Source organism: Loktanella salsilacus (assembly GCF_900114485.1).
Taxonomy (GTDB): domain Bacteria; phylum Pseudomonadota; class Alphaproteobacteria; order Rhodobacterales; family Rhodobacteraceae; genus Loktanella; species Loktanella salsilacus.
Genome location: NZ_FOTF01000003.1, coordinates 246236 through 272459, shown reverse-complemented (window position 1 = coordinate 272459; position 26224 = coordinate 246236). Strand labels below are relative to the sequence as shown.

The 26224-nt window shown below is 57.1% G+C and carries 13 protein-coding genes and 1 pseudogene; 5 read left to right on the top strand and 9 right to left on the bottom strand.

Going from position 1 to position 26224, the window contains the following annotated elements; translation table 11 throughout:
* From BM131_RS04060 to BM131_RS04035, 5 genes are all read right to left on the bottom strand, one after another.
* Positions 1 to 278, bottom strand: a 278-nt coding sequence (locus tag BM131_RS04060) for a transposase (RefSeq protein ID WP_217646839.1), incomplete at its 3' end; no start/stop codon positions are given.
* 718 nt (positions 279 to 996) lie between these two features.
* Positions 997 to 2316, bottom strand: coding sequence for a site-specific integrase (locus BM131_RS04050; protein WP_090185986.1), 1320 nt, complete (start codon positions 2314 to 2316; stop codon positions 997 to 999).
* A gap of 38 nt (positions 2317 to 2354) precedes the next feature.
* Complete coding sequence (locus tag BM131_RS04045) at positions 2355 to 4460, bottom strand: tyrosine-type recombinase/integrase (RefSeq protein ID WP_090185984.1); 2106 nt, start codon at positions 4458 to 4460, stop codon at positions 2355 to 2357.
* A 26-nt stretch (positions 4461 to 4486) separates the two neighbouring features.
* The gene (locus BM131_RS04040; RefSeq protein ID WP_090185981.1) at positions 4487 to 4714 is read right to left on the bottom strand and encodes a MerR family transcriptional regulator; all 228 of its coding nucleotides are present in this window, start codon (positions 4712 to 4714) and stop codon (positions 4487 to 4489) included.
* Positions 4715 to 4846: 132 nt separating this feature from the next.
* Positions 4847 to 5653, bottom strand: a complete 807-nt coding sequence (locus BM131_RS04035) for a hypothetical protein (RefSeq protein WP_090185978.1) — start codon at positions 5651 to 5653, stop codon at positions 4847 to 4849.
* 824 nt (positions 5654 to 6477) lie between these two features.
* On the opposite strand from BM131_RS04035, the gene BM131_RS04030 reads away from it, so the two are divergent.
* Positions 6478 to 7152 carry a hypothetical protein gene (locus BM131_RS04030; RefSeq protein ID WP_090185975.1) on the top strand — a complete coding sequence of 225 codons (675 nt, stop codon included), beginning with the start codon at positions 6478 to 6480 and terminating at the stop codon, positions 7150 to 7152.
* A 591-nt stretch (positions 7153 to 7743) separates the two neighbouring features.
* Here BM131_RS04030 and BM131_RS04025 read toward each other — a convergent pair.
* The 3 genes from BM131_RS04025 to BM131_RS04015 all read right to left on the bottom strand — a co-directional run bounded on the left by BM131_RS04025 (position 7744) and on the right by BM131_RS04015 (position 21965).
* Positions 7744 to 13854, bottom strand: coding sequence for a hypothetical protein (locus BM131_RS04025; RefSeq protein ID WP_090185971.1), 6111 nt, complete (start codon positions 13852 to 13854; stop codon positions 7744 to 7746).
* 72 nt (positions 13855 to 13926) lie between these two features.
* Positions 13927 to 18867: a DEAD/DEAH box helicase gene (locus BM131_RS04020; protein WP_090185970.1), complete on the bottom strand. Its 4941-nt coding sequence runs from the start codon at positions 18865 to 18867 to the stop codon at positions 13927 to 13929.
* Complete coding sequence (locus BM131_RS04015; protein WP_090185967.1) at positions 18864 to 21965, bottom strand: hypothetical protein; 3102 nt, start codon at positions 21963 to 21965, stop codon at positions 18864 to 18866. Before BM131_RS04015 ends, BM131_RS04020 begins: the two co-directional genes overlap by 4 nt.
* Positions 21966 to 22473: 508 nt before the next feature.
* On the opposite strand from BM131_RS04015, the pseudogene BM131_RS04010 reads away from it, so the two are divergent.
* Positions 22474 to 23410 (top strand): annotated as a pseudogene (locus tag BM131_RS04010) (IS5 family transposase).
* Between the two features lie 105 nt (positions 23411 to 23515).
* Here the strand turns inward: BM131_RS04010 and BM131_RS04005 are convergent.
* The gene (locus tag BM131_RS04005; RefSeq protein ID WP_175499160.1) at positions 23516 to 24460 is read right to left on the bottom strand and encodes an HNH endonuclease; all 945 of its coding nucleotides are present in this window, start codon (positions 24458 to 24460) and stop codon (positions 23516 to 23518) included.
* Positions 24461 to 24587: 127 nt separating this feature from the next.
* Here BM131_RS04005 and BM131_RS20210 point away from each other — a divergent pair, with 127 nt between their 5' ends.
* From BM131_RS20210 to BM131_RS03995, 3 genes are read left to right on the top strand one after another with little or no spacing between them, the layout of a single operon-like run.
* On the top strand, positions 24588 to 24758 hold the full coding sequence (locus BM131_RS20210; RefSeq protein ID WP_175499152.1) for a hypothetical protein: 171 nt from the start codon (positions 24588 to 24590) through the stop codon (positions 24756 to 24758).
* Complete coding sequence (locus BM131_RS04000; RefSeq protein WP_090185960.1) at positions 24755 to 25471, top strand: hypothetical protein; 717 nt, start codon at positions 24755 to 24757, stop codon at positions 25469 to 25471. The genes BM131_RS20210 and BM131_RS04000 overlap by 4 nt, the downstream gene beginning before the upstream one ends.
* On the top strand, positions 25369 to 26181 hold the full coding sequence (locus BM131_RS03995; protein WP_175499150.1) for a hypothetical protein: 813 nt from the start codon (positions 25369 to 25371) through the stop codon (positions 26179 to 26181). The genes BM131_RS04000 and BM131_RS03995 overlap by 103 nt, the downstream gene beginning before the upstream one ends.
* Positions 26182 to 26224: the final 43 nt, after the last annotated feature.

Sequence of the window (26224 nt, the reverse complement as noted above, 5' to 3'; positions counted from 1 at the left end):
GTCGGATAGAGTCCGCGCTTGCGGCAGTATTCGGCCAAATCAGTTTCGTTCAGTGCTGCCGTTTCCAACACCGCCGCGAACTTGTCGCGCGAAGACCAACCCTCAGGGCCAGCGTCAGCGTCAGGCAGAAGCTGCCCCTTGCTGCGCGCATCAGCCCGCCACTTGTGCAGTGTAGCCTCGGAAATCCCTTCATCCTGCGAAAGCTGCCGAATGGCCAAGTTATTCGGCGGCAGCATCCGCTTCAGAACAGCCGATTTTCGTTCTGGTGAGTATCCCACGTCATTGTCCTATCCCGCCCACCTGAAAATTAGAGAAAAGTAGAGCAGCGGACAACAACCCTGACAGAGGGGGCAGGTCACCCAGTTCTGATGTGCGTGCGTCTTTTGAACATGCTTATGATCGTCATGGAGTATACCTCGATTACCCATCAGATCCCCTCGCGCCGGGACGGCATGAAAATGGCCAAAGGGATCAACACGATTTTGTAGCGACATTTGAATTTCCGATCCGGTTCTGACCTCAGAATCATTTTTTAGCTTATGGTAGCTTTCCGCGCACCATCGACGTTTCCTTCGATCGCGAGTGAATGCGGGTTAGGCTTAGTTGGGATCTATTTTACCGAGGCGCATTTTGTTCAGCTCTCGCCGAGAAGAGCTGAACAAAATGCGCCGCGAAAGCACGAATTGCTTCCCAAGCCTCCCCTAACCACAGTCCGGTCTATAGCCTCCCTGTCCTCCAGATTGCGGAAAAGCAGCTTTGCAAAAAGCGTTTGGAAACGATTTCGTCGACCTTGATAACCTAATACTAATTTTCGAAGTTGAGACTGCCTCGTAATATCAGCGGCGACCTGCGGAAGTTAAGGCGGTATACGGAAGAAGTTGAGAACGGGTGCAAGCCACCCCATGCGGATGATGCCACCCCGTTTTTAACTCGATACGGAAATAGCGGAAATAGCGGCGGCTCCCGGCGGTTGACGGGTGTGATTTTGGCAGTCGATCACAGCACTAAATCCGTCGGAATGGAGCGCCGGCAGTCGATGAACTGCGCGAACTCAGCGGAAGCATTTATGCCCTTAGAGTGATCGTAGTGATCGCCAGTGCCGATATCGGTATGGCCCAGCAGCGTAGCCGTCGCGAGCCGGCCGCCGACCAAATTCTCGGCGGCGTCCGTGCCGGCGTTGTCCCGAAATCGATGAATCGGAATGCGAATGCCGAGATTCCTCTCTGTAATATCCCCCGTCACTTTGCCGATCCGCTTTTCACTGATTGCCTGGTCGGGTGCATGGATAGAAGGAAAGAGACACGCGCCACTGTCAAACAATGGCCTGAAGCAGCGGCGGTATTCATCCAGCGCCGACACAAGGCGTGGGTTGTGCCAAACCATATCGAATGGATCGCCGTTCTTTTGATCCTCTGGGACTTTCAGCATCCGGGCCGGGATACGGACATGAAGTCGATCCGGCTGCTCAACCCAAATAGTAGCGCCAAGCTCGAGTGCCGATATCGCCCGCGCCCGCTGCGGCAAGGCGATACCCAATGCAAGGATCAAGCCATTGCGAAAGGTCGTGGCTGCGCTGATACCGCGCATCCTCGCGTTTCGAGCATTCTCCATTAGCAAAAAGCCAAGGTCGTAGATTGTGACTGCCCCGACAAGTTGCTCTCCGACCTTCGTCGGCGTCCCGTTAGCCTTGCCTTTCTCGCGCCAGTAGCGGACCACGAAATCCCGGGCAGGCGAGCCTGCCGAGGGCACGATGATGCTTAGCCCCGCCTTAATTCTCGACACATAGTCGCCCGCCGCCCTAAATGAGACTCCGTGCTCTTCGTTGGCCGGATCGGTCAGCCAAACGGCGTATTGATGCAGGTCCGACCCGGCCGGGACCAGCGCTACGGCATGCCGTGTCGCGAAATCGACATATCGGCAGAGCGCCGTCGTCACCGCACCCAGATACTCGGAGCTCCAGATCGGCAATCCTTTTGTGCTCTCCCCTGCCTCGGAACGCTCGGCAATTGACCGCAGAGCGGGCCGCCAATCCGCCGGAAGGCGTTCGATTGCGGTGCCGACCTTCTTCCAGCGACTGACCTTGGTCGCTTTAGGCGCGACACGCGCCTTTCGCAGGACAATGGCGAAATGGCTTGTTCGCTCCGCCCCCCATGTCTCAGCAGCCATCTGTTGCAAATATGCGAACTCCTGGAACGCGGTATCGCCGACGGACGCTATCCGCTCTTTTAGGTGTATGGACAATTCGCTGAGCCCAGGAACAGCTTGACTAGGCTCGGCGGACCGGATGGCGGCGAGCATGACGAGATGGGGGTTCATGGCTTTTCTCCTATTTAGGCGCTTCGGACCCGAGGGCGCTACAAGGCCCTGACCTGACCGGTGCTGGACTTGTTGTTAAGATGTTCATTCCAAGAGTCGAAGACGAGGCTCGTATCGAGTTCGGCATAGTAGTCGATCGTTGTCTGGAGGCTCGTGTGGCCCAGCATTCTCTGGACCTTCGGCAGGTTGTCGATACTTTGCTTCAGCCATATCCACCCAATCAGATGGCGGTAGAGATGCGGATTAATCTTGCTGCCAACCCTGTCGTTGACAATGCGGGTGACCCGTTTGAGAATGGTCTTGTAGGGTTGTCCCGCCTTCTCTTTCCGGACTTGCCCGGGGAAGAGATAGGGATTTCGCTCGTCGCCGCTAACCAGGCATTTCGCCCGCACGGTATCGAGATAACCCCTCAGCAGCGTGCTTTGGCGCCCGTTGAGAAATAGCGTGAGGTCTTCGTCATCCGGTCCGCGCATTTTGACATGCACAGCCGGAACAATGATGCGCGCTACTTCGCCCTGCCAACTAATCCAGTCCAGCCGAGCTTTGATCAGGTTGTCGCTGCGGGGCGCGTTTCGGAGCAGAATTTCATGTGCGATAGCTGCCATAATGTTCCGCCCGAGCTCGGCGTTGATGACATCGACGCGGGATAGCAGCACGCCGTGCTTTTTCCGATGGGCCACCCGACGCCGATCGATCTCAGCGTTCACGTCGGCGATGATCACGTCACCCAGATCGATCGTGCGTTGGATACGTTGATCATCAAATTCGCGGAGTTTTGCCTTGTTGCGCGGCGCGATGCCCCTGCGCTTGCGGTCGTGGATCTTGATCAGCTTCCTGATCCGCTTAAGATCTTTCTTCGACCGACACTGAAAACTCTTGGCGATTTTCAGCGCACATTTCAGAACGCTTCCCAAATACCCGCTCGAAAACTCGCCAATATTGGCATCCCTGATGGCGTCGACGGCGGCTTCCAGGAACTCCGGGTGGAGCAGTTCCTCCAATGATTCAGGCACGATATCCAAGGTCGCGGCCGTCGCTTTCGCCAATGACGCGATATAGCCCCGCCGATTTTTCAGCGTTCTCGCCGACCACTTCTCCTTTTCGGTCAGGAACCCGTTTTGTGCCAGCACATCGTCATCCGAACGTGTGTCCGCAACCGGCTTCTGGCCAGGAAGCGCGGCCTTCTTCGCTCGCCGCTTCTTCAACAGCGCCCTTCTTTCGGAAATCGATGTTTCGCATTTATCGAGATCTTCAATGAATGCAGCAAGCGGCTGACCTGTCCGGGATACTTCCCCGAGTGCCCAAGGTGCCACATCGTGATCGAATTGCATTAGAACATCGGCGACGACTTCATCCGCTACGCCGTATTTGCCAGCATACTTTTCGAAGGGATGCTCGACGGGACAAAAATTATAAGGTTGCAAGAAGTCTATCCTGCTTGCGTCCTTCAGGAACTTGGCAACTTCAATGACATGTCGTCGGCACTTCTCCTCGCTCTTGGACGAAGTCTCCAGACGCTCCGCATAGTAGGTGGCGAGCGTATCAGTCGTGACGTCCGGGACCTCTATCTGCCGGTCATGCAGGAACAACAAGAAAGCCCCCGCCACTCCAACCTGCCATTCCCGAAGACCGCATTCTTTTATTGAGATCGCCGCAAAAATCTCTGCGTGCGTCCCGGTCAGGTCCAAGGAACTGCGCTTCCGCTGACGCGGCTGCGCGGCGCTGACAATGTCGATCGCCTCGGAGGAATATGTCGCGTAGCTGCCCTCTTTCAGGTTGAACTCCGCGGCCTGGTGGTTTCTCAGGAATTCCACGACGTCGCGGCGGCATACGATGGTGGTTTCGGGAGCCCACTTGGCGACGCGGGTCAACCACCGCAATCTTGTCGCCTTGCGTTTTTCGCCCTCTGCGTCGAAGCGCGCAAGGAGATCAGAGCAGTAGACGGGCGGGTGCTCAAAGCACGCGAAGAGGTCGGTTCCCGTGGTGCGTGTTAGGGCCGCGAGCGTCGTAGCTCGAGGTTTCAGGCCTGGAATGCGCAGAATGTCTTTTACCGCACTCTCGCCGAGACCAGAGCGGAGTGACAGCGCGCGTTTCGATTCCCCGCTGATTTCGAGATATTGTTTCAGAGCTTCGACGAGGGTCATTGACTGTCTCCTGAACGGCGACCGGCTCACTCGAGCTCGAGATCCGGCCTTCCAATCTGAGGCCGGACTCGAAGCTCGAAGACCGCGAGCCATTCGTCTTTCACCTGCCACGATCTTCCCAGTTTTGCGGCCTGCAATTTCACTAAACCGTCTGGGGTCGGACAGCCTTTGTTGATCCAGTCGCGGATTGTGTGCGGGTCTCGTTCGAAAATTTTTCCCAGCTTCTTCGTCGAGTAGTATTTTGGTGCGGACATGATTTCCTCCGTTGATTGCAGAGGGGAAATAGGAAAATCCGGCGGTCATCCAAAACGGGGCAATCTACCCGCCCCGCTCGTATGAATTGTCAGTCTGACGGCGTGGACGCAGTCGTTTGCGGTAAAACAGGACTACGCCGGGGCAATCACCTGTTGGTCGAGCCCTAAGTCGTCAATCTTTACAAGATCAGCGCGCTTATCACGAACGGTCCTCGGATCGAAACGATTGTAGTCATGTTTACCAACGCGCCATATCGCTTTGGCGCGTTTGAATTTCATGTAGCTGTGCTTGCGCCACTTTGTTTTGGGATGAACTAACTTGACCTTAAAGCGATCCGGCTCCGGCTTATCCAAGCATAGTTCAAGGGCAGTGTAGCAGACCAAGTTCAACACTTCCGCGACTGCCTTCAGCGCGGAGATAAGAAGCCGGACGTTCGCTTCTTCCGATTTACGGAAGTCGTAAGCAACATAAAACTGTGGTGCATTAGACCCTCGGCACTTTTGCGCAACGAGATAAATTTGGATGCGAAACGTCGAGCGGAAACTACCAAGCGCGTTCAGATCAATGAGAACATAGTCACTCAGATCTCGCATGCGCATAGCGTCCCAGATCCACGGACTGAACTGCCATTGAAGGTTTTTGGATTTGTCTAATAAGGCAATTTTCTCAACTAGGCCGGTCGCAACGAAAGCTTCGGCCGCATCGCGGATCTCTCGCGCACTTTTACCACCGTGCGGACCGATGCGTTCCCTCAGATCCGCACAGCTTGCCCAGATGACAGGACAGACCTCCTGACTATCTGGGCCACCTACCCCTCTAAGATCAAGCTGATGAAGCATCGAGAATACGAGGCGCAACGTTGGCGCATTAAAACCAGCGGCGAGAATTTGTTCAGCAAGAGGCCATGGGACCATGACCTTGCCATTGTCGAGTGGCATAATGTGCCTCCTTCAATTGCGTGAAGTCAGAAGATGGGTTCAGTTCCATCGGCACAAAAATGTCGGCTCGCTCCGCACTTTTGTCGGCAGTAACGACATAGCCGTCGAAACTTTTAGAAAGTGCGTCGGATCTTCCCACATTTTTTTGGGGAAGCCCGCAATTTCGGCAAATATTACCTTCTAAAGATATGATATATATAGATAATATTTACGTTGAAATGTGAGAAATGCTGGAAGATGAAGATATCAAAAAATTCTAAGATATCGGTTCTTCAAGTTCTGGTTCGGCGATTTGCCCCCGGGATTGAGCAGGGAGAAGGCGGGGCCTTTGGCACTGGTGGCGGCTGCATGGCATCATATTCTGTAATAGGTTGGAACAACGGCCATCGTTCAAATACTTGCACTGAGACCATGGTCGACAATTCAGGTCCGATCACAGAGCACGATTACGCCGACACAGAATGGCGCATAGCAACTCATGGGCGCTAAAGTGGCCGTCCTATGCGTTGCGGTCGGAGTCAGCGTCTCGAAAGTCATAGAGCCGAACTCTTGGCGAGAGGTTTATCAATCCCAATCGAATAGGGATCTGCCGGCGCGAGCAAGCCGAGTGGAGCCACTTTCATCGCTCAAAGAATGACCCGGCGGTCTCTACACTAAAGATTTGGTTTCGTGACAGCAGGAGTTCTGACCGCCACTCGCAGGCTTGACCTTACGTAATCTGATAAAATTATTCTCGGTATCACGAAACGACCAATCTTCCTGTCAGACGCAACACTAAGTCGAGTTTGTCAAACTCGGTTTGGCAAACTGAAAGACAAATAGATATGGCGCAGAAGACAGTAAAGACCAATGGGACAGGCCGACCAAAAAGCTATTCCCCCGAACTCGTCCACGAAATAATAGCGCGAAGCCTCGAGGCGGGAATTCCACTTACTGAAATCGACGCAGATCTCGTAAAAGAGCAGTTGTGCAAAAAACACGGCGTGAGCGATACAATCCGTCAGGAAAGCCTTGCAAAACTGGTTGATGCTATGCACGCGGAGTTCATTGAGAAAGAGCGCAAAACGCTCTTGGCGGGGCTTTCCGGATCTATCGTCGCGTCAGTGGAAGAAGCGGTGGCAATCGCAGGACGTGAGTTACTCCTAATTGTTGCCCGCCAGAATGCGGCTTGTATGATCGCCGCAGACACGGAGTGCGAGGAACTTCGGAAGGACAAGCGAAATGCGAACTGGCGAATTGCCGAGCTTGAAGCCGCACTTATGGCACAAGAGGACGCGAACCGGGAATTGGAACAGGTGAGGGAAGCAGCGGCCACACAAATCGCAGATATTTCCAAAAACTTGAAGTCGGCACAGGCCGAACTCGAGCAAGTGCGGCGTGATGACGGCCCTGTCGAACGTCTTCTTACGGAACTTCGAAATCCTGCCGTGCGCGAGGACATTCGCGCTGCACTTGCAGAAATAACGGGGACGAACGGGTCGGAACTTGGAGTTTCCTGAACAGCCAGTTCGAGTGGATACCAACTGGGCGGGAAAGCTTAACTACCGCCCTCTGGCACCCACTTCAACCTTAGAATTAGCACGTCTACTGGACCTGATGCCAGCAATGCCCATTCCGCGTGCATAGATCAGATCGTTACGGTGCACACCGGGATGCGGTCTCGTGGCTATCAGCTGCATGTCGACTTGTCGAAGACTTACTCATTCCCAAATTCACTTCGAACTGCGCAAGCGTCAGTCGACACCGCCGCGCCCGCGGACAATAACGTTCGCTACAATCCTTCACCACAAAGTGGCATTCGTGGAAGCGAGACGGAGGTGCAGCCGAATACCGGCAAACTTCCGAGCCGCAGGACCGCGCTTTGACATGATCGAACAGTCGGGCTTGTTCTCAGCAGGGGCCGTAATGTGTCCGTCCTTTATGAGGCGTCCACTTTAATCGGTTGCTCACTTCGAATAAATAGCTTGCTTGTGCGGGGACACAAATTCTCAAATGGTCGACAGGCATGGGCGTATTTCAACTCTGACGGTAACTTTTTCTACAGAAATTCTTTAGCATATAAGAGACGCAGATTTTCCTGAAGTGGAGCATCAGCTCTGAATCTGGATGCTCAGAAGATCGCCCAGCGCAGAGCGCCTGATACGTCCGGATTTCGGTTGCCATATGCTCACGAGACCGGTTGCGACGAAATCGGGTCCGAGATCCGTGAGATCTGACCCGCTATACTCGAGCACAAGCTCATTTAACGCTTGGTAGTCCTCGTTGTCTGCCATGTCGAGCAGGACCAGCGCCTTCCCCAAGGCACCTTTGAGGAGTCCGGCTGGCACTCTCAGGGTCGCCTTCCAGCCGCGCGCTTCCTCCATCGGGGCGGCTGCAATGCGCATGGCGGCTATCAGATTGATGGTTTCGGAGGGTATGCCGCCCGTAGATGACAGGATTGCCTCGCGCAATGGCCGGGTGTCGAGTTCAACTTTTTCGATATGATGGAGATGAACCCGCACCATTTCCGCGCCCCATGCCGACAAGAACTGGCTCTGTTCGCGACGGCGGGTGGCTACATCGCGCATTTCGGTTTCGGCGGCATCCAGAAGGATCAGCGGGCGGATTTGTTTGCCAAGAACGCGCGGCTGGCGCTCGAGCCAAACGATGGAGTCATGTGCTTCTTTGGGAGTTTCCGGAGTAAATACGACGATTGAGGTCAGGCCGCTGCCGACCTTGCGGTCCACCTGTGCCCGCAACTCACGGGTATTCCGGACGATCTCGACCGAGATTCCTTGGTCGGGTGCACCCGGAAGGTGCCCCGAACTGGCTATCCGCTTGAGGGAAGATCCGACCTTTGAAATACCCAAGGCCTCAAGTCCGCAGACAATCTGGACCGGCGCGTCTTCAGGCTGGACGATCCGCTCGATCTGGAGGTCCGTGAGCGGACAGTAATGCCATTCGGACTGATCGGACACTACGCCGGTCGTGTAACGGCGACGATGGATTGCGCGATCATATGCAACCGCAGGGTCCTTTTCCTCGATCTCGCTCAGGGCATGGTAGATATCAGCTTCAGAGCCCAGCATCGTGGCTACCTGTCGTGAGCCCAGCAGGTAGCGATAGCGCTTGGTATGCGGAATCGGCACGCGACCGAGGACGCCGAGGTCGAAAAGTTCCTCGAGCAGGGCTTCGAAGGCTGCGAGGGAAGGTGACTCGGAGCTTCTTGGCCAGAAGATACGTGCCTCGTCGAGCAGCTCGCGCGGCTCGAAGCCGGTGACGCGGGCTTTGTCTTCCTGTCCTTCGACGTTGAGGCGCCCCAGCGTGTAGGCGACCAGTGCATAGCGCGGATCAAGCCCGAGCGTCAGGTGGAACTTGTAGCGGATGCGGCTTTCGATATGACCGAACCCGCGATGAGAGAATAATGTCTCGCTCGAGATCGGCCAGAGGGGGCCGTCGCCGTCCAATTTATAGGTCTTACCGGTTCCTGTTCCATGGAGGGTAGAAAGCAGGCCCTTCATGTATTCTTGCACCAGCGAGGGGTAGTAGTTTGCCCAGGCAAGGATTTCCTCGACGGCCTCGGGGGTCTCAAATCGGAACCCGGCGGAACGCATCGGTGTGACGACGAGATCGTGCGCGGCACGCTTGTCGTCTTCGGTCCGGTTCAACGGGCCAATGCAGATCGGCTGCCCAAGGTGAGCGAGCGGCGAGTTCGGCTGGCGATGCATCCGCTGAACGTTGTGCAAACCCGCAAAGACAACCTTGAAGGCGCGGCCAGTGTCCTCCATCAGCTTCTTGAGACGGGCGAGCTCGGGATAGTCGTCCTTGGTGTCGGCGTCCATAAAGTTGTCCGCTTCATCAAACATCGCCACGATCCGCCCCTGCGGCTTATGCATAAGCCAGGCACGGATATCGCGGGAGACGTCTTCGGCCGTGCGGCTACCGGCTTTTACGACGTCAGGCGACAACATCGAGGCAAGATGTGCCCAAATTTCGGAGGTGGTCTCGGAGTTGCCCAGCGAGCGAACTTCGCGATTGATGACGATGCGGTTATGCTCGGGAGCGTGCTGGATGCGGGCAATATGTCCCAGCAGCGCGGATTTCCCGAGCTGACGGCCACCATAGACGAGGCAGCCGTCGGCCGTCTTGGACATGATTAGTCGGATCTCCTCGCCGCGACCAAAGAACATCTCGGGCGGCAACTGTCCTGCATCGGTCGTGTAGGGTTCGATGCGACCGTAGGGCAGTCCACATTCGAACACCGTGCGGGCCCGGGTCTGCCTACGCGTGGCGGTAAAGGCGATGAGTGCCTCGTCGATTAAAAGCGCCGGGATCGCGTTTGCACGAAGGCGTTCGGCAAGCTCATGGCGCCGAGCGGCGTCGACGATGCCGGCGCAGAGGATGATCGAGGGCGTATCCGATGACAGGGCCTTCACGATGTTCTCGGGGAGTGCGTCAGGCCCTACCAGCAGGAAACGGGTGCCGGCATTGGCCTGGGAACCAAAGATTGGCGGCAGGAACCAGTCATCGGTCAGCACGGACCTGATTGCGCCGGTGATGCGGCCCTGCCAGACACCGGTCCGCCCCAGCGGCTGGAAGTTGTGGATCTTCACGCTGTCGTAGCCGATGTCCTCGAAGAGCGCGCGGATTTTCGGCACGTCGGGCTGGCGAGTTTCGGCCGACGCGGCAATGGCCCGGTAAAGCTTGATGAACGCGAGGCCAACGGCGCGCCGATCCTCTTCGATATAGAGTGGGCCTTCGGAGAGGACAGCCTCCTGATAGGCATCGTCAGTGTGTGGCCATCCGACCGTGGTGGCGTAGGCAAGAAAGTCCGGGACGAAGTCAGATATTATGCCCCCAAGCTCGGTTTGGAAAGTTGCCGCAGACCTGCCATCGCGGAGTTGGGCGATCCTGTCCTCAGTGGCCTCGACGGTGACGCCCTTGAGGCCTACCAGAAGCGCGTCCGCCTCCTCAGCATTACGCTCGTTGCGATACTGGCCAATCCGCTCAACCTGATCCTCACGGATCTTGTCTTCGATCACGCTCGAAATGGTATCGAGCTCCGCCGTGGCGGCAGGAAGGTCCGCGAGATCGTGGATCTCCGAGCGATCCTTGATGGCGGCGAGCCGGGTAAGGGCGATTTCGCACCAGCTCAGGCGGCGCGAGATTTCGTCCTGATGCTTGTAATCGACCTTTGACAGCGTTTTAAGTCTGCGGGAGCGGGAGGTGATCTCCGCCTCCCAAGTTTTCGCAAAAGCGATCATGTCGCGGGTGATGGCCTCGCGGTCGTCGATCCCGAAGCGCGTGGCCAACCGCATTGCCGTCTCGAATGCACCCTCATCGCGCGCCCTGAGGAGCGCACCAGCGGGATCGCGCAGTGCATCGGTTACAAGCATGTCCCTGAATGCATCGAAGCGCTGCTCGGGTGCTTCCATCGCGTCGCGGACAGCGGAAGGAAGGAGATCCCTCTCTGCGGTGAGGGCTTCTTCGAGTGTTGCAAAGGAGCCGGTATCTTCGCCACGCAGCGCTTTTAGGGCTTCATTAACCTGGGAGCCGATCCAGCGCGAGACCGCGCTGGTGAGTGGGTCTGATGAGAGTTCGGCATCCTGCGCGAGGCCGGCATAGGCCTTCTCGAGGCGAGATGTCAGATTTCCGATGGTAGTGCGCAGGCGGGCTTCCGACTGCTGACCATAGGTGCCTTCCCGCGCTGCGGCGCGTAGCCAGCTGTCGAGCAGTCCGAGAGGTTCGTCGAATTGCCGCTCGAGATATTCCAGACCCTTGGGGTGCAGTTGTGTGCTGGTCTTGCCCATGGCGCTCGCATAATCGACAGAGACAGTTCCGATCGCGGAGTTCGACGAAAGGGCATCTATCGCCTGACGTGCCAGCTTAGGGGCATCTTCGCCGCCGGCATCGATCGCGGCGCGCGCGGCACCAATAGGGCCGGCTTCCGACGCGATATGGTGCAAGACTCCGGTTGCAAAGGGCCAGCGAGATGTCTTCGCAGCTACCGTGTCGGCCCACTGGCCGAGCTGCGTGGCAATCCTTTGCTTTTGGGGCACGCGCTGGGTGCCGGCAAGCCGGGCCAGCTCATCGGCATCAGGCGGAAAATCGTAGTCGAGTTTTGTGATGGCATCAGTGGCTTGCTGGAGGTGCTGGCCAAGGCTGCCACGGCACAGGCCGGACAGGCTGCTCCTAAGGCCGGCGGCCGATTTTTCGAGGATCGACGGCCGGATTAGCGCCCCAAGTAGAAGGACAGAGCCCAGATCCGAAGAGGCATTGCCGGTGGCCCTGTTGGCAAGCGTTAGGAAGCGCTGGGTGTCCAGATCGTATTCGCGGTGCGGCCCACGACTGCCGGCCGCAGCCTTGAGAACCACTGCGGCAATCGGCCATGCGCGCCCATGAGCCTCGAAGCTCTCAGCCGCATCCGCGGCTACACCAAGAAGATCGCGGTCGATCAGATCTGCGAGAACCTCGGGATCGACCGTTGGAGCTGTGTCAATCAACGGTTGATCGACTTGCGGAGCCGAGGCAGCTTGAATGCCGATGTTAGTTTCTGGATCTGCATCATCGTCATCGCCGACAACAAGCTCATCACTACGGGGCGCTTCGTCGTCGAGGCAAAGAAGGATCTCGTCGCTATCCGTCTCCAGGATCGCAATATGTTCCGCGATGAGGTCCGACTCAAAGTTGTCGTTGGTCTCCGCATTGGCGGCCCGAGAATGGTCAACAAAATCTGTGTTAATAGCGGCAGAGGTCTCAGTGTCGCTTTCAACGAGAGGATAGACGACGGAATAATCGGCAGCCTCGTCTGCGTAGGATTGCTCGGCGGAAATCCCGGGCAGGTCGGAGGCGGCGGGTTCGACAGCCTCCCCGCTGTCGAGCTCCTCGCATTCGTCTTCAGCGTCTGCGGTTGCACTAACTTTGCTGGCCACATCGAAGAGGCCCGCCGTCAGAACAACGCTGGCATCTGCCGGATCTTCCTGTTCATCGGCAACGTCAGCGATATGTCGGAGAATCCTGTCGAGGGAGACGTAATGATCTTGGATCTCTCCGGACAGAAGCCCTTCAAGGCAGCTTACCAGGTCGCTGCGTGCAGCACGCGCGGCACTCAGCGCCTCCTTACCGGAGTTGGCCTTTTGGGCAAGCTCGGCAAGCAAGGAATAATCCTCATCCTGCCCCGCAGCTTGGATCTTCTCTTTAAACTCGATGACGCTTTCCTCGAGTTCAGCGATCTCGACAGCCTGAGTGCGCATGCGGCTTGCAAGACCTTCGTCAAGGGCCAGCGACAATGTTGCGATCATGTCGTCATCGATCTGATCAGGCGAGTGCTTTAGGCCAAGTTTAGAAACCTGAAGAAGAACAGCGTCGCGGCGTGGAACGCTCAACAGCTCCACTTGCTGCGAGCAAATGTAGGCAAGGGCGGAAATCTGCTGAAAGATGTGCTTTTCGGTCGTCAGAGTAATTTCTTGAGCGAGACGCCGAAGCGTCTCGAGGGAATGCACGTGAAGCTTGTCTGAGGCGGCCTCGGGGTAATCTCTCGCGAGATCGAGGATAAGGCCGGCGTGACCCTCCCAGTCGTTTACTTTTTTGAGGTCGCCGAGTTCGCCAGCAAGTGCTTCATCGGAACTTGCATAGGTGAGGATTGCCTTAGCTTCGAGAAATACCTGATTGGGATCGGTTTCCTCAATCCGCTGATGGTAGAAGGCAATGGCGTATTCGCAGAAGGCACCGACGGCTACATCTGCCTGGACGGTTTGGGAGAGAAGCTCAGCGGTGCGGTCGTGCAAATGCGTGTTCTGTCGAAGGCGAAGCTTCATCAGGGGCATCTTGCTGAGAACGAGGGGAGCTTTCTTCTTGCGCCTGGACTTAGACCCTCCGTTCGTGGTGCGCTTATCGGCCACGCTGGCTTCGAGGACCGGAAAAATCCAAGGTGCCTTCTCACTACGCTCGAGAATAAACCGGTAGATCTTTTCGGCATCCCGATGATCGGTATCAAGGTTGAGCATGGTGACGATGGTCCGCAAATCGCGGGCCGTGAAATGACCGGCCTGTGCAAAGTAGGTGGGTGCATCAGGGCATATCTCAAGCAGGGGGAAGCGCTCGAAAGCTCCAGGCGGCGTCCAGTCTTCGAGAGTCCAACTGGTCATTGCCATGCACGCCGGGTGCGTCTTCGACATCTCAGGGCTCTGCTGACTAAAGGTAGAGTTAAGAAGATCGTTCATCGTAGGGCATGTCTCAAATTTGTTCTGGAGGGGGTGTCAATCATTGCCGTCATGTTAGTCTTTCGGTGCTACTCAGAGGTCCCATTGGGGATCGATCTTCACGCCTGCGTCCATCAGGATCGTCTCGATCCAGGCCTGGGCGGGGCGGCGGTTAAAGTCATGCCAGTTGCGCTGATTGGAATAGTCGTTGAGGCAGCGTGTGCAGCTGGTGATGCAGTCGCGGTTTGGGCAGTTGAGTATCTTTCGTGCCGCCAGCAATAGATCGCGGGCAAGGTATCCATCCTCGTTCGTAAGGCGCGTCGCATAGCCCGCACCGCCGGAGACGGAGTCGTAGATGACGACAACAAGCAATCCGTCGAGTTTCTGCACGAGTGCCCGCAGGTCGCGCGGGTCCGTCTCCAGAAGTTCCGCCGCCCCGAGACGAAGCGCCTCCTGGAGTGTGCGATCCAGCGAGCCGTCGGGCACGATCGCGTCGCCTGATGGCGTGCGCGGTAGGCCTTCGAAGAGCAAGCCTCGGACATCGGTCTCGAATACGTGTGCGAGGTCGATCGGCCAGCTCGGCTTGGAGACGTCGAATCGACAAGGTTGCCCGCTGCGGGGATTCAAGTGGGTTTGCAGAAAGACCTGTTGTTGCCATGCATGATCTGGACCGCAACCATGTGTTGGAACCGCATGTTCACAGCTATTGCACCAAGCAAAGCCACCCCCATGCCGGCCGCGGTTCACGGTGATAATGCGACCGAGCTCGTGCTCCGGGCGGTTTGAGCCTGGCGCATGGAAAGTTAGGATGCCCGGTAGGTCGGTGGCGATGTATTTCGAACGCGGAGCCTCCGTAAGAAGGAGGGCTTCGTCGGACACCGTCGGGCGAATGCGAGTTGCTCCAGGATCACGTCCCTGGCCGTCAGCGACAGAGGTTACAAAGCCATGTGGACGAATGAAAGCGCGTGTCGCGTTCACCTTCTGGAAGGTTGCCCCGCATTGCTGGCATTCTTCTTCGGGGTCCATGCCCTGAGGAGTAAGCTGCGGTGAGCGACAAGCGGAGCAGACACGATATCGTGCGCGTTCGATGTAGGCGTCGTCTCCGGTGAACTTAGATCGTTTGGAAATACCCTCACTCACCCATACGCGCCCGCCGGCGACGATTTCAGCGCCGGGTGCGTATTCCGAGATGCCGATCGAGCCATCCCGATCCAGTTCGAGAACGGCCGTGTCAGAGGTCTGACCTGCGGAGTTGAGGACCTCCAGAGAGACCGAGTGAACCGGAAAGGCGTATGTTGGGATGACGGCGCGGCGCGAGAGTTGGTCGATCAAAAATTGGTTCATGTAGAGCCGTTGTTGAGTGCGCAGCGCGCCCAGGGACCGGTCTATCTTTATGAACCTTTGAGCGTCCGTTTTCTCAATCTCCCCCCGTTCAGTCTCCAGATTGTCGATGGCTTCCTGCATTAGGCCAAAGCGACCCCAAGCCATGTCCGCGAAGTGCATGATGCGGTTCCGCATAACGGCCTCGAGGCCGTCTTGGTCAAGCGCGATGCATGCAAGCGCGGGAGGAAGCCGTTTCGAAAGTGCGGCTGCCTCGGCAAGGCTGGGCCCGGCGCGCCCAAGCCAGTCAGTGAAATCTTCATTGAAGGCCGCCCGGGTCTCATCCGTCAGGGCTTCGGCGAAGATATCACGCATCCTGGGCGAGCCGGGGCGAGCGTAGCCCGCCAATCGATGATCGAGGAATCGAGCGAGCACCATGGAGACTTGGTGGCGTTGAAAGAAGCCGGCATTATCGAGGCTGAGGTAGGGGATGATCGGTTGTGCCGCAAGATATTCAGAAAAATTCTCGAAAACGGCGCGATCGTAGCGGCCGGACCGTGCGGTCGTGAGAACGATCGGTGCGACCTGCGCACGTCGGCCAGCGCGACCGGCGCGCTGCTGGTAATTGGAGATAGAGGGTGGCACGTTCTTGCACAGCACCGCCTCGAGGTCGCCCAGATCGACACCCATTTCCATGGTCGTCGTGCAGGAAAGAATGTTGACCTCACCGACCTTGAACTCCTCTTCTATGTTCGACCGGATCTCTCCAGCTATTGCGGCCGTATGTTCGCGGGCGATTCCCATCTGAGGACGTTCAAGGTAGCGGGCGACATAGTGATTGCGGTTCGAAAGATCGCTGCGCTCGGCTGGTGTAATTTTCCGTAGAGCACCGTCGCACCGCATCGCCTGACAAACCCCGGCGGTGTCGAACTGGGTGCGGGCACCGCAAGACAGACATTGATATAGCGATATGTCTTTGCCGGGCACGATGAAGAGTGACCGGTCGAGCTTCAGGCCGCGCCCCACGCCGTGCTTCGACGTCATCGACTTCGGGTGCTCGATCGCTTTCCAGAATTGTGTAAGCACGTCCCGCATCTCGTTGTCGTCGATGGTCGTCCCGCAGGCTGCGGACATCCGCGTCATCAGATCCGTGAACCGGTTGGGACGTCCGCCCGCAGGGATGAGGTTGAGAGGAAGGCTGGTGTGAGGATTTCGCTCGCGACTAACGCAGCGGTTTAGCTGCGCTGCGATGCGGGTCCAGATCGACTCGTCGGTGAGGTCGATCATGCCGGATTCCTTCTGGGCAATTGCGCGATGCTCGCGAATGACCTTGAGCAGGTATCGCACGAATGCCTCAGCATGGGGCTTAAGGGCGTCTGGCATGGCGCGCCTGACCATCTCGATCGGGCGATTGATGAGCTCGTAGTCGATACCGATCAGGCCGAAGCCCTCGAGACTGAGGCGACCGCGGCCAAACACTGTGATCTCGGCGGCAATCAGGGCTTTCAGGCGAAGCAACTCGTTTGATCCCGTCTCCCGTTCAGGAACAACACCCGGGCGGTGGAGGCGCAGACCGTCAGCCTGAAGCTCGCGCAGAACGGCCCCAACGAGGTTGTCGATGTCCATACGGCCACCGGTATCAACGGCACGAAGTATCGCGCTGCGGATTGCCTGTTCACGCGAGGTGCGCTCGAAGAATGGGGCAAAGAAGGCCGCATCCTGTCGGTTGTCAGAAAAAACCAGGAGGTTGCGGCCACCCATCGGTGGATTGGTGCCCAGGTCTCGGGTCGGCATGGCTTCGAGGAGAGCTTGGGCGGCGACAGCGGCGATGGCCTCGTCGCCCGGACGAACGGTCGTGACAGGTTCATTGAAGCGTGCAGAGCGGTGGTTGCAGGCGGCACAGCGGCGCATGTAGCGACTGCCGTCATCGGGGTCTTCCTGCAAGGCGACGTCCTCAAGGGCGACCGCACCGGCATCATCCGCTTCCATCGGCCTTCCCGTGGAGGGATCGACGAAGATTATCTGGCCTGGATGGGAAGGATCGGCATCATCATCTTCCTCAATTGCCAAACCACCCGGGACGAGACGCAGCATGTGCCTCTCGCCGGAGCCCTTTGTCGGATCGAGGAGTGCGCCGTTATCCCAAGCCTCAATGTATGGCTCACCGCAGTTCCGGCAGACATAGAGCTCGTAGACAGGTCGGTCGTCCTCATCGCGTTCTGCACCGATCACAACGGTGCCGAGATTATCTTCTGCGTTCGACATGAGGGTGATGCCCGTGCGCTCGGGTGCGCGCGAGATCAGGTGATACCGCGCTGGGAGGAGAGGGAAGACGGCCGCGTTGGCGCTTACCGCAAGAACACCCACGGAGATAAGGCCGACGAGTGCCGGCACGGCATTATCGCAGTCATCGGGAAAGATCTCTGACGCAAGCGCCTCTATCGCGATCGACCCGCCATCAAGGCGCTGGGCGATGTGATGAATTTCTTCGAAAGCGGCCATGCGCTTAATTAGCGCATCGCCCAACGACGGACCATCTTCGAGATGGAGATCGCTGAGACCGAGAAGATCCGCCTCGAAATTCCAGTCTTCGATCGTCATCGGGGTGTCGTTCTGCACCGCTTCCCGGGCGGTCTCGGCAAGGGTTCGTGCCGCGGCCCAACTGGCAGCCGAAAGGCCGCTCGGCACCGAGGAGCGGGAAAGGCTTGGATGGGCCTTTCGTTTGGACGTAATGACGGCACGCTCTCCGTCGAAAGGCTCACCGAAGAGGCGGGATGCAAAATCCGCGAGTTCATCCTTACGGCCTGGATCGAGCGAAGCCGATGTTCCGACGCAGCGCACCTGATTATCAGGAATGCCGAGATGCGCTTTCAGCCTCCTTAGCAGGAAGGACACCTCGATTGCCTGCGCGCCAGCATAAGTGTGGATTTCATCGAGGACGATCCAGCGCAGGTCTGCTCCACCGAGGAGGCGGCGGTTGGTCGGGAGCAGGAGGATGTGCTCGAGCATGGCGTAGTTCGTAATTAGGATGTGCGGAGGAGCTGTTCGCATTTCCTCACGCGAGAGCAGCCAGTTGCCCGGGACGTCGGCGTCTTCGCCGAAGGTGTCGAGAAAGCTTGGTGTAGAGCGGAGGCGCGTCATCTCTTCTTCGCGTGTCGCGCGAGACTTCACCTGACCAGTGTAACGGCCAAGCGTGATGCCAGGATCTCCGAGATCCCTGAAAAGAAGCTGAGCGATCCGGCTCAGCTGGTCGTTTGCCAGGGCGTTGAGAGGATAGACCAGAATGGCACGCACGCCCGGTCGCTCAAGTTCGCCTTGGGAGAGGATGTCGTTGATGAGAGGAAAGAGGAAGCTTTCGGTCTTGCCGGAACCCGTTCCGGTTGCGACCAGATAGTTTTCCTGCCTCCGTATCGCCGCCTCCTGGTGGCCATGCAGCGGGCGAGACCAAATGGATGGCGCGGCCGAAGCGAGGTTGCGCCATTCTGGCATAAGAACCCCTTCATCCTGGAGCCCTTTGAGTGATTTACCCTTTTCGAAGTCCGGCAGGGTCTCCACAAACGGCCCCTTGACGAAATTAAGACGGCCGATGCTCTGCCTTAGTTGTTCGGCCAGTCGGGGTGCCCGGATCTCGTTGATTGGCGATGAGGTCGCCACGAAGCGGGCCAAGACTGCATTCAGCTGTTCACGGAAAGAGTTGGGATTGAGGATCGTCATAAAGAGGAAGGTCCGTTCTTGCTGGCATGGCCCCAGAGGGCCCGAAAATAGGCGAAGATCTCCACCCCCGCGCGAAGCATTAGAGTGAGAGACTGACCGACCTCTCTTCGTGGAAGTCCGGTGCGAAAAACAATGTCGTCCACGAATGAAGTGGCTTGCGCGTCCGCGCAGCTGCGCGCGTGGCGCTCTATCTGGATCGCGATCCGAGCAGGAAGGGGATCTCCGCCGCCATTGATATCGAAGGAGCGGATCTGTTCAAGCCCCTCGACATGCGCTCCGCAAATCAATCGCACTGCGCCGGACAAAGTGCCGCTGCCTGCGATATCGTGCAGATCGGTCTCCTTTAGCCGGTAGCGCAAGGCCCGAAAGCCATGTTGAAGTTTGTCGACCTGAAGTTCGGTTGGGATGCTTGAATCCGCACTTACGCGATCCAGCCAACTCGAAAGTGGCGTATCGCTTCCTAAGTCAGGGGCCGGTGAGGGCGAGGGTATCGAGTATATTTTTCCGAGCGGGGCCAGCCCCGTCTCGGTCTGAAGGCCCGCAAATGCAAGCGGTTGGGCCTCGAGAATCCATGGAGCGCTCGCAACGATGTCATGTCGCGGCGGCTGCCCGTCCGGGCGCACCACATTAAGCAGGGACTTTACCGACCCCAGCATCCGTGAAGCGCCGACATGATCGAGAGTGGTCTCGTAAATCGGGGCAAGAGATCGACCGAGTTGGCCACCGAGACATTCGGCCTCGGGCTCGGAGAGAAAACGTGCGAGGGCGAGGAGGGTTTGGAGTGATGGGGCTGCCACCGGTCCTGCGAGGCCGATTGCGATCGGTGCGTTGCGGATATCGCGGAGCTGGTGAAGAGATCCAGCCGCGTCGCGTAAGAAGAATGTTGCCCGCGAAGGAGCGGAGAGATTTAATTGGCGAATATGGACATGTATTTTGCCGCTCTCCGAGTTGAGGCTGGCTTGGATTAATTCAAGGGGCGGGAGGTCAGGCACCGAGTGGTCGAAGGTATGCTCGCTTTCGAGTGCGGGACTTGTCAGGGGCTCGATGCGCACCACCAAGGCCCGACAGGGAGTGGATGGTTTGAATTTAATGCTGACTTCATCCGACTTCTCAATCAGCTCAAGTTCCGATGGGTCTGACGCGCGATGAATTCGGGCAAGGATATCAACGCGTCCGTCTGCTCGCTTAAGGGCAATACGATCGTCGCCACCCTCCGGATGTTCGAGCTGACCCGCACCAATTTCTATCGTGTGGCGCTGGAAGAACGGACGGCGAATCTCACGCCCAAGGACGAGAAGTGAAGCATCCCGGTCGGGAGATCTCAGGAGGAGCGTGTCGTGACGATTATCATGCCCGAAAAGAAGAGAATTTCCGCGCGGGACGAATACCCGCTGATTTGTAGCAATACAATAATGCCAGAGCTTTTCGCCTCGCGCGACAAGTTGGAATTCGTGGACCCGCTTCCTGCCTGCAAGGCCGAGAATGGCGGCTTCCTGGTCGGCATGAGGATCGACGGAGAGTAGTCCGTCGAGAACGCGAAGCCCGGCGCTGCGGGCCGCGCTGAAGTTGCCGGGTATCGGTATGTCTGCAAGGTCATCCGTAGAGGACTTCGTGCCTGGCCAAATCCAGCATTGTGTCGAGAGCGCGGCGCGGGCCCCCAGATCTCCTGCCGCACCCGGCGTGAGAACCTCGAAATTGACCTCTGATGGATCTGAATGTGCGTCGAGACGCAAATCAGAGAAGGGCACCATGGCCTGCCCCTCGGCATCAAGGAGAAGGCTGTGATATCGGACCTCATTTCCAATACGCATCCGAATGATGCGTTCGCAGCCGCCGACGTCAGGATCGGCCTTCAGCCGCAAAATTCCGTCGCAAGCATAGAGGGCGTGACTGCCGTCGCGCCCAAGAACTGAGCCATCTATCCAGAGAGCATCTTCTCGCGGTCTTGCGAGCGAAAGGTCCCGCCGTCCGACGAAAGAAAGCGTTTCTTCTGCACGCACCCAAGCAACCCAGAAGTTCGGGTCCTGTGCGGGAATAGCCTCCCCAAAAGATGGGCTGGAGAATTTGTGGGCGGAAAGGACGACAAGCCTTTCCGCCGCGACTTCCAATTCCTGCTGGTCCGCCGAAATGCGCGTTAAGAGTGCGCCGCTATCGGCGTCGAAAATTAGAGCTTCTCCGGCGGCTGGGCCAAAGGCAATCTTCTGAATGATTGCGCCGGCGCTCCAGCTTAATTCAAGACCCCAGGGTGGAGCGATGCGCAGTCGATCTCCACTGGTGAGCTTGGTGGGAAAGGCACCAAGTCGAAGAGATTGCGCTTGCTGGGATTGCTCGATCTCAAGGCCGATCCGGTCGCCGGCCCAGAAGAGCCGAGGAGGTCCCACAAGATCGGCCTTGGTGCGGCCCACGCGTTTGGCGGCGCCATCGTAAGCCTTGAAGAGGTGAGACTCTGTGTCTCCGATCGGATCAGCATTTTTGCGCCAGGCCTCGAAGCGACGCGCAAGGTGCGCGGAGGTGTCGAAGAACACCGTCGTCCGTAGCCGTGTAAGGCTTGGGCATCGTTCGATCACTGCCCGACGCTGCCAGAGGCGCGCCGTGGCAGTATCTTCAATGGCGGGTGGACCGACGTGAAGGGACGCCGCGACAAAAGCTCGGGCAAGGTCGTCGTGTTGGGCATGGGCTGGCCCGAGCGGGGCGAAAAACAGGTTCGTCGGATCATTGCCTGAAACCGGAAGTCCGAGATCGCGGGCTGCGCGCCTGAAGCGACTTTTAAGATCATCCCGGTCTGGATCATCACAGCTTCTGCCAACGAAGTTGTTAATGTGTATGTAAACGTCGTGCGTTGCCGTGCCGTAGCTTAGCGTCAGCGCTCGCAGCACGGCCCAAACAGCGAGAGTCGGGGCGATTGTAAAAAGGCGCCAACGAGGTAAGGCGCGTGCAATGCATGCTGCTTCGTCGAGAAGATCTTGGCCGGGTTGGATATCAACGATAAATGGAGTTGACCCTTGGCCAGTCCATGCAGCATGCAGTCTGGCCTCAATCTCAGCTAATTGTTCGGGAGAAATGATACCATGGGACTTGCTTGAGCCAAGAGTTCTCATTCAGGCCTTTGCATAATTAAATAGTTAATCGTTTCAGAAATAATCAATTATAAACCAATTCTATACATTGAAATTACGTCGAGTTGTTGACTCTTCGCAAGCTTGCATCACGGACTGGCTTGGTCAAGAACACTTCGGCAGCCATCAATCTGAGGTTGTAAAATTGCACCATCAACAGCCACTTATTATTGTCCCGTTTCAGTGCCTGGGCTAAAACTTTTTGCAAAGCTCACTTTTACAATCTTCTATCCCTGAAAATCACCACTGAGCATTTTAAGCAAGAATATGGCAAGAAATTTCGTGCCTTCACCTACAACTCAAAGAAACTGCACGAGCTGGAGAGTTTTCCCTCTGTCTCTGGGATCAATGTAATGGACATCAACGTCGGCTTTGCTGCACCAATCCAGCCTGGATTTATGTCGTGAATCCAGTGTGGTAGCTGGCCCGCATGAGCAACCCGACATAACCTACCTATAAGGCGACGAACTGGGCTGATTACAATGCGGAACTGAAGCGCCGCGGATTACTGACGATCTGGTTCGATCCCGAGATGAACTGGGATGCCGAACCCTCCGGCAAGAGGGCCAGGTCGCGGACATTCAGTGACGCTGCCATCCCGACATTTTTGACGATGAAGGGTGGAAGGGCGTCCCGGAAACATGCCAGTGGCATGTTTCAGCCCTGAACGGGCAGCGCGCAGGGCCTGTTCAGGATGGCCCTACGTCAGACGACGGAATTTGTAGAAAGCCTGCTTCAGCTGACGGGTCTCAATTGGGAAGTGGCTGACTTCAGCACCATCTTCCGCCGTCAAAGGACGCTTGGGGTGAACATTCCATGTCGTGGCGCGAAGGGCCCGCTGCACCCGCTTATCGATAACACCGGCATCAAGGTCGAGGGTGAAGGCGAATGGAATGCGCGCAAGCACGGTGGCCCCAAGCAACGCGTCTGGAGCGAGATCCAAATCGGTATCGACGAGCAAACGTTGGAAGTCAGAGCAGTTAAGATCACGGGCAGCAACACCGGGGATGCACCGATGCTGCCCTATCTACTAAACAAGATTCCGCGCAATCAGCAGATCGGCAGCGTGACTGCGGATGGCGCATACGACACGCGCCGATGTCAGAACGCCATCGCCGATCGTGGAGCGTCTGCGGTCATCCCACCACGTCCGAGGCGCTTAGCCATGGAAGCCAACAACCCCCGGTGCCATCGCTAGGAATGATGCGCTCCGCGCATCGAAGTATCTGGGCCGGGCACTCTGGCGGAACTGGAGCAGATACCACCGCCGGAGCCGCGTCGAGACAAAGATGCATTGTATAAAGCTGCTGGGCCAGCGGCTGATGGCGCGCGACTTTGACCGCCAAGTCGCTGAGGTTCAGGTGCGCTTTGCGATCCTGAACGGTTACACCGCCCTCGGCATCCTTTTCACGAAAGCAGTGGGATAAATCCGTCTGGGGAAAGGGGAGATCCGTTCGTAGGCTGAATTACGCAACAGAGCCGGTATAAAAACAAAATTAATATTTGGCATAATCCTGCACCGAACTCACGGGTCAGCTATTTGGCTTTAAGAGTGATTCGAGCTCTTTGACAGAGAGCCAAGGCCTTACACTGTGAATGGCTCGGTGACATGTAGGACAGACCATTCTTAGATCGGAGACCTTAGTCTTTCCTTCATGCTTGTAATCAGAGAGTGGCACATCATGATGTGCCTCGATGATCCGGTTGCGCATCTTGGATGAGCCAAAGTGCTTTTCCGGTTCTAAAGAGCAGGCCTCACAAAAAAGCACCCCATTCGTTTCAATAAATAACCTTTTTGCCTCCTCAACAACCTTTCGATTACGTTCTCGAAACCTGTGAAGTCTCTCAACCAATCTCCCTTCGGGAAAGCTTGCTTCCTCCTCTTGATCCACGGAGGCCATTGTATCGCTTTTCAGCACTCTTCCCTTGAGTAAACCATACTGCTTTTCCGTCATGGGGAGTGGACGGTAACCTGGATGGGAAACTTCATAAATTGCCAACGGCATAGGAACAGGCTGCGCCAGAATATGCAGGTTTCGTGGCGCGACCGAAACGCGATACCCGCTCGCCTCCTGCTTCAGAAGAGTTGCAATTTCTTCGACGCTCCGTTGCCCATAAGCCGATCCGAGACTATCGTCTTCATTTAGCGCGAAAACCTCTTGAGCACGTCTGAGCAGAAGCTGTTCCGGCAACTCGGAAAGTCCATACGTTGCATTTTCGACAAATCCGATAATCATTGGAAATGGACTCGCATGCGCCCCAAGAACAAAATTAAATGAGCTCTTATCAAAGTTCGCAGGTGTCGCCTTAAGGTAGAGGTGGTAGCGGCCATCCTCCCAAATATCATGAGCAAAGTTCCAGTCCTCGTGCCCAAGCCCTTGCTTTCCAAGATAATCGTCGCCACCTTTTCGACCGCTATGAGGGCGCCTCCAGCCCTGATCATTGCCAGCCATTCGAATATATCTAAAATTGTCCACGCTAAGCATCCTGACTTTTGCTTATAGGCCAATCGCCTGGCCGCGATGTCAATACAGGTTTGAATTGTTTAAAAACTCAAATTGATTTCATACTGTTAAAAACAGCTTCACGTTGATCGGACTGACAATGGCTGGACACGATGATCTTGACGTGATTCACGGTGACGAAGTGGGGCATACCATCGAGAAAGACACTCTCGCTTTAGAGAGTTTAAGTATGGACGCGCTCGGGGCGCTGACCAGTTGGTTGGTGCGTGAGAAGATCGGCAACCATGCTGAAAATGAGGTGGATCTTTGATAGTTGATATGGCTCGCCGCGCTTTCAACCCACGCTTGAGACGCGCACGTGCGGCTACCAAGGATCTTGAAACGCTCGACGGAGCCCTCACGGCCGTGGTAGGCGGCATCCTCCAAGAATCGAACCGCACTGCGTTCACAATCGTCGGCGTCGCAACATCAAAGATTGTCGCCGCCGGCGTGGTCGCTGGAACATTCAGCGGTATCGCCGCCTTCGGTGCTGCAAGCACCGGCACTGCAATCGCCACCCTCTCCGGTGCCGCAGCCACGACGGCAACGCTTTACTGGGTCGGCTCCAGCGTCGGCATGGGCGTGGCTGCGGGCAGCGTGATGGTCACAGGCGGCGCGCTCGCCGCTGGCATCCCGATTGCGCTCTTGGTGCGGCGGCGGATTTTCGGGCGCCGCAGGACAACCGCGGACCTCGGATCACAAGAGCAAGCTGCACTGTATGCTGCCCTTTGTCTCGCAGCACCGGTGCGTATCATGAAGGCAAAGGCGTCCCCGCTCCTCCCCGTTGAAATGCGCATTTTCGCTCAGACTGGGCTTGCTCCGCTCATCGCAGCTCTCAACGAAAACTACATTAACGTTCCCAGGATCGATGGAGAGAACAGATGCGCGGCACGAAATGGTTCTTTGGCTTACTGGCCGCGACGTCGTTTGACGCGCGCCGTCCGGCGTCTCGACCGCATCGCCATGATATGGGCGAAAGCGTAGGCCGTCGCAGTGCAGCTGTCGTATTGGCGGTCACGCTCCAGCGCCTTATGAATGATCCGGACCGAGCATGGAGCGCAGACGAGGCTCTCGTTCTGGATGCGCTACGCCGGTCCAAGAGTAGCCTTCGCGATGCGAGTGATGCAGATTTGGCGACATATCTGGCCGGTCTCGATGTGGACCAATTGCGCGGCGTGATCTCCAACGTCAAAGGCATCTACCATGAGCTACTTTTCGCAGCCGCGGAGAACGCCGACGGGGACCTCGTCTTGGCGCAGCTGCCGGAAGCCACGAACCACCCGGGATCGGATGTGGAATTCATGTTGGACGGCGAGATCATCGGCTCTGTGCAGCTGAAGGCCGTTGCTTCGCCGGAGCACATCTACGAGCATCTAGCGCGGTATCCGGGCATCGACGTTCTGGCGACTGACGAAGTTGCCGGATTATTTCCGGGCATTTCCAGCAGCGGATACAGCAACGTCGAACTCGAAGCGGACGTGCGTCAGGCCCTGCATCTTCTTCCGGGCACAAGCGTGCCCGAAGAGGTGTTCGAAGGCGCCGACAACTCCATTCTCGTAAGCGCCGCTTTTGCCGCCAGCAAAGCAATCCGCGCCGGACGAGTCGAACCACGCGCATTGCGGGCTGCCATGGGCGATCTGGGTGTCGGATTGACCACGGCGCTCGCGCTCGATGTGCTCCTCAGCGGGGCTTAGTGGCAGGACAATCAGGCACAATCAGCGAAGAACAAGAAACTGC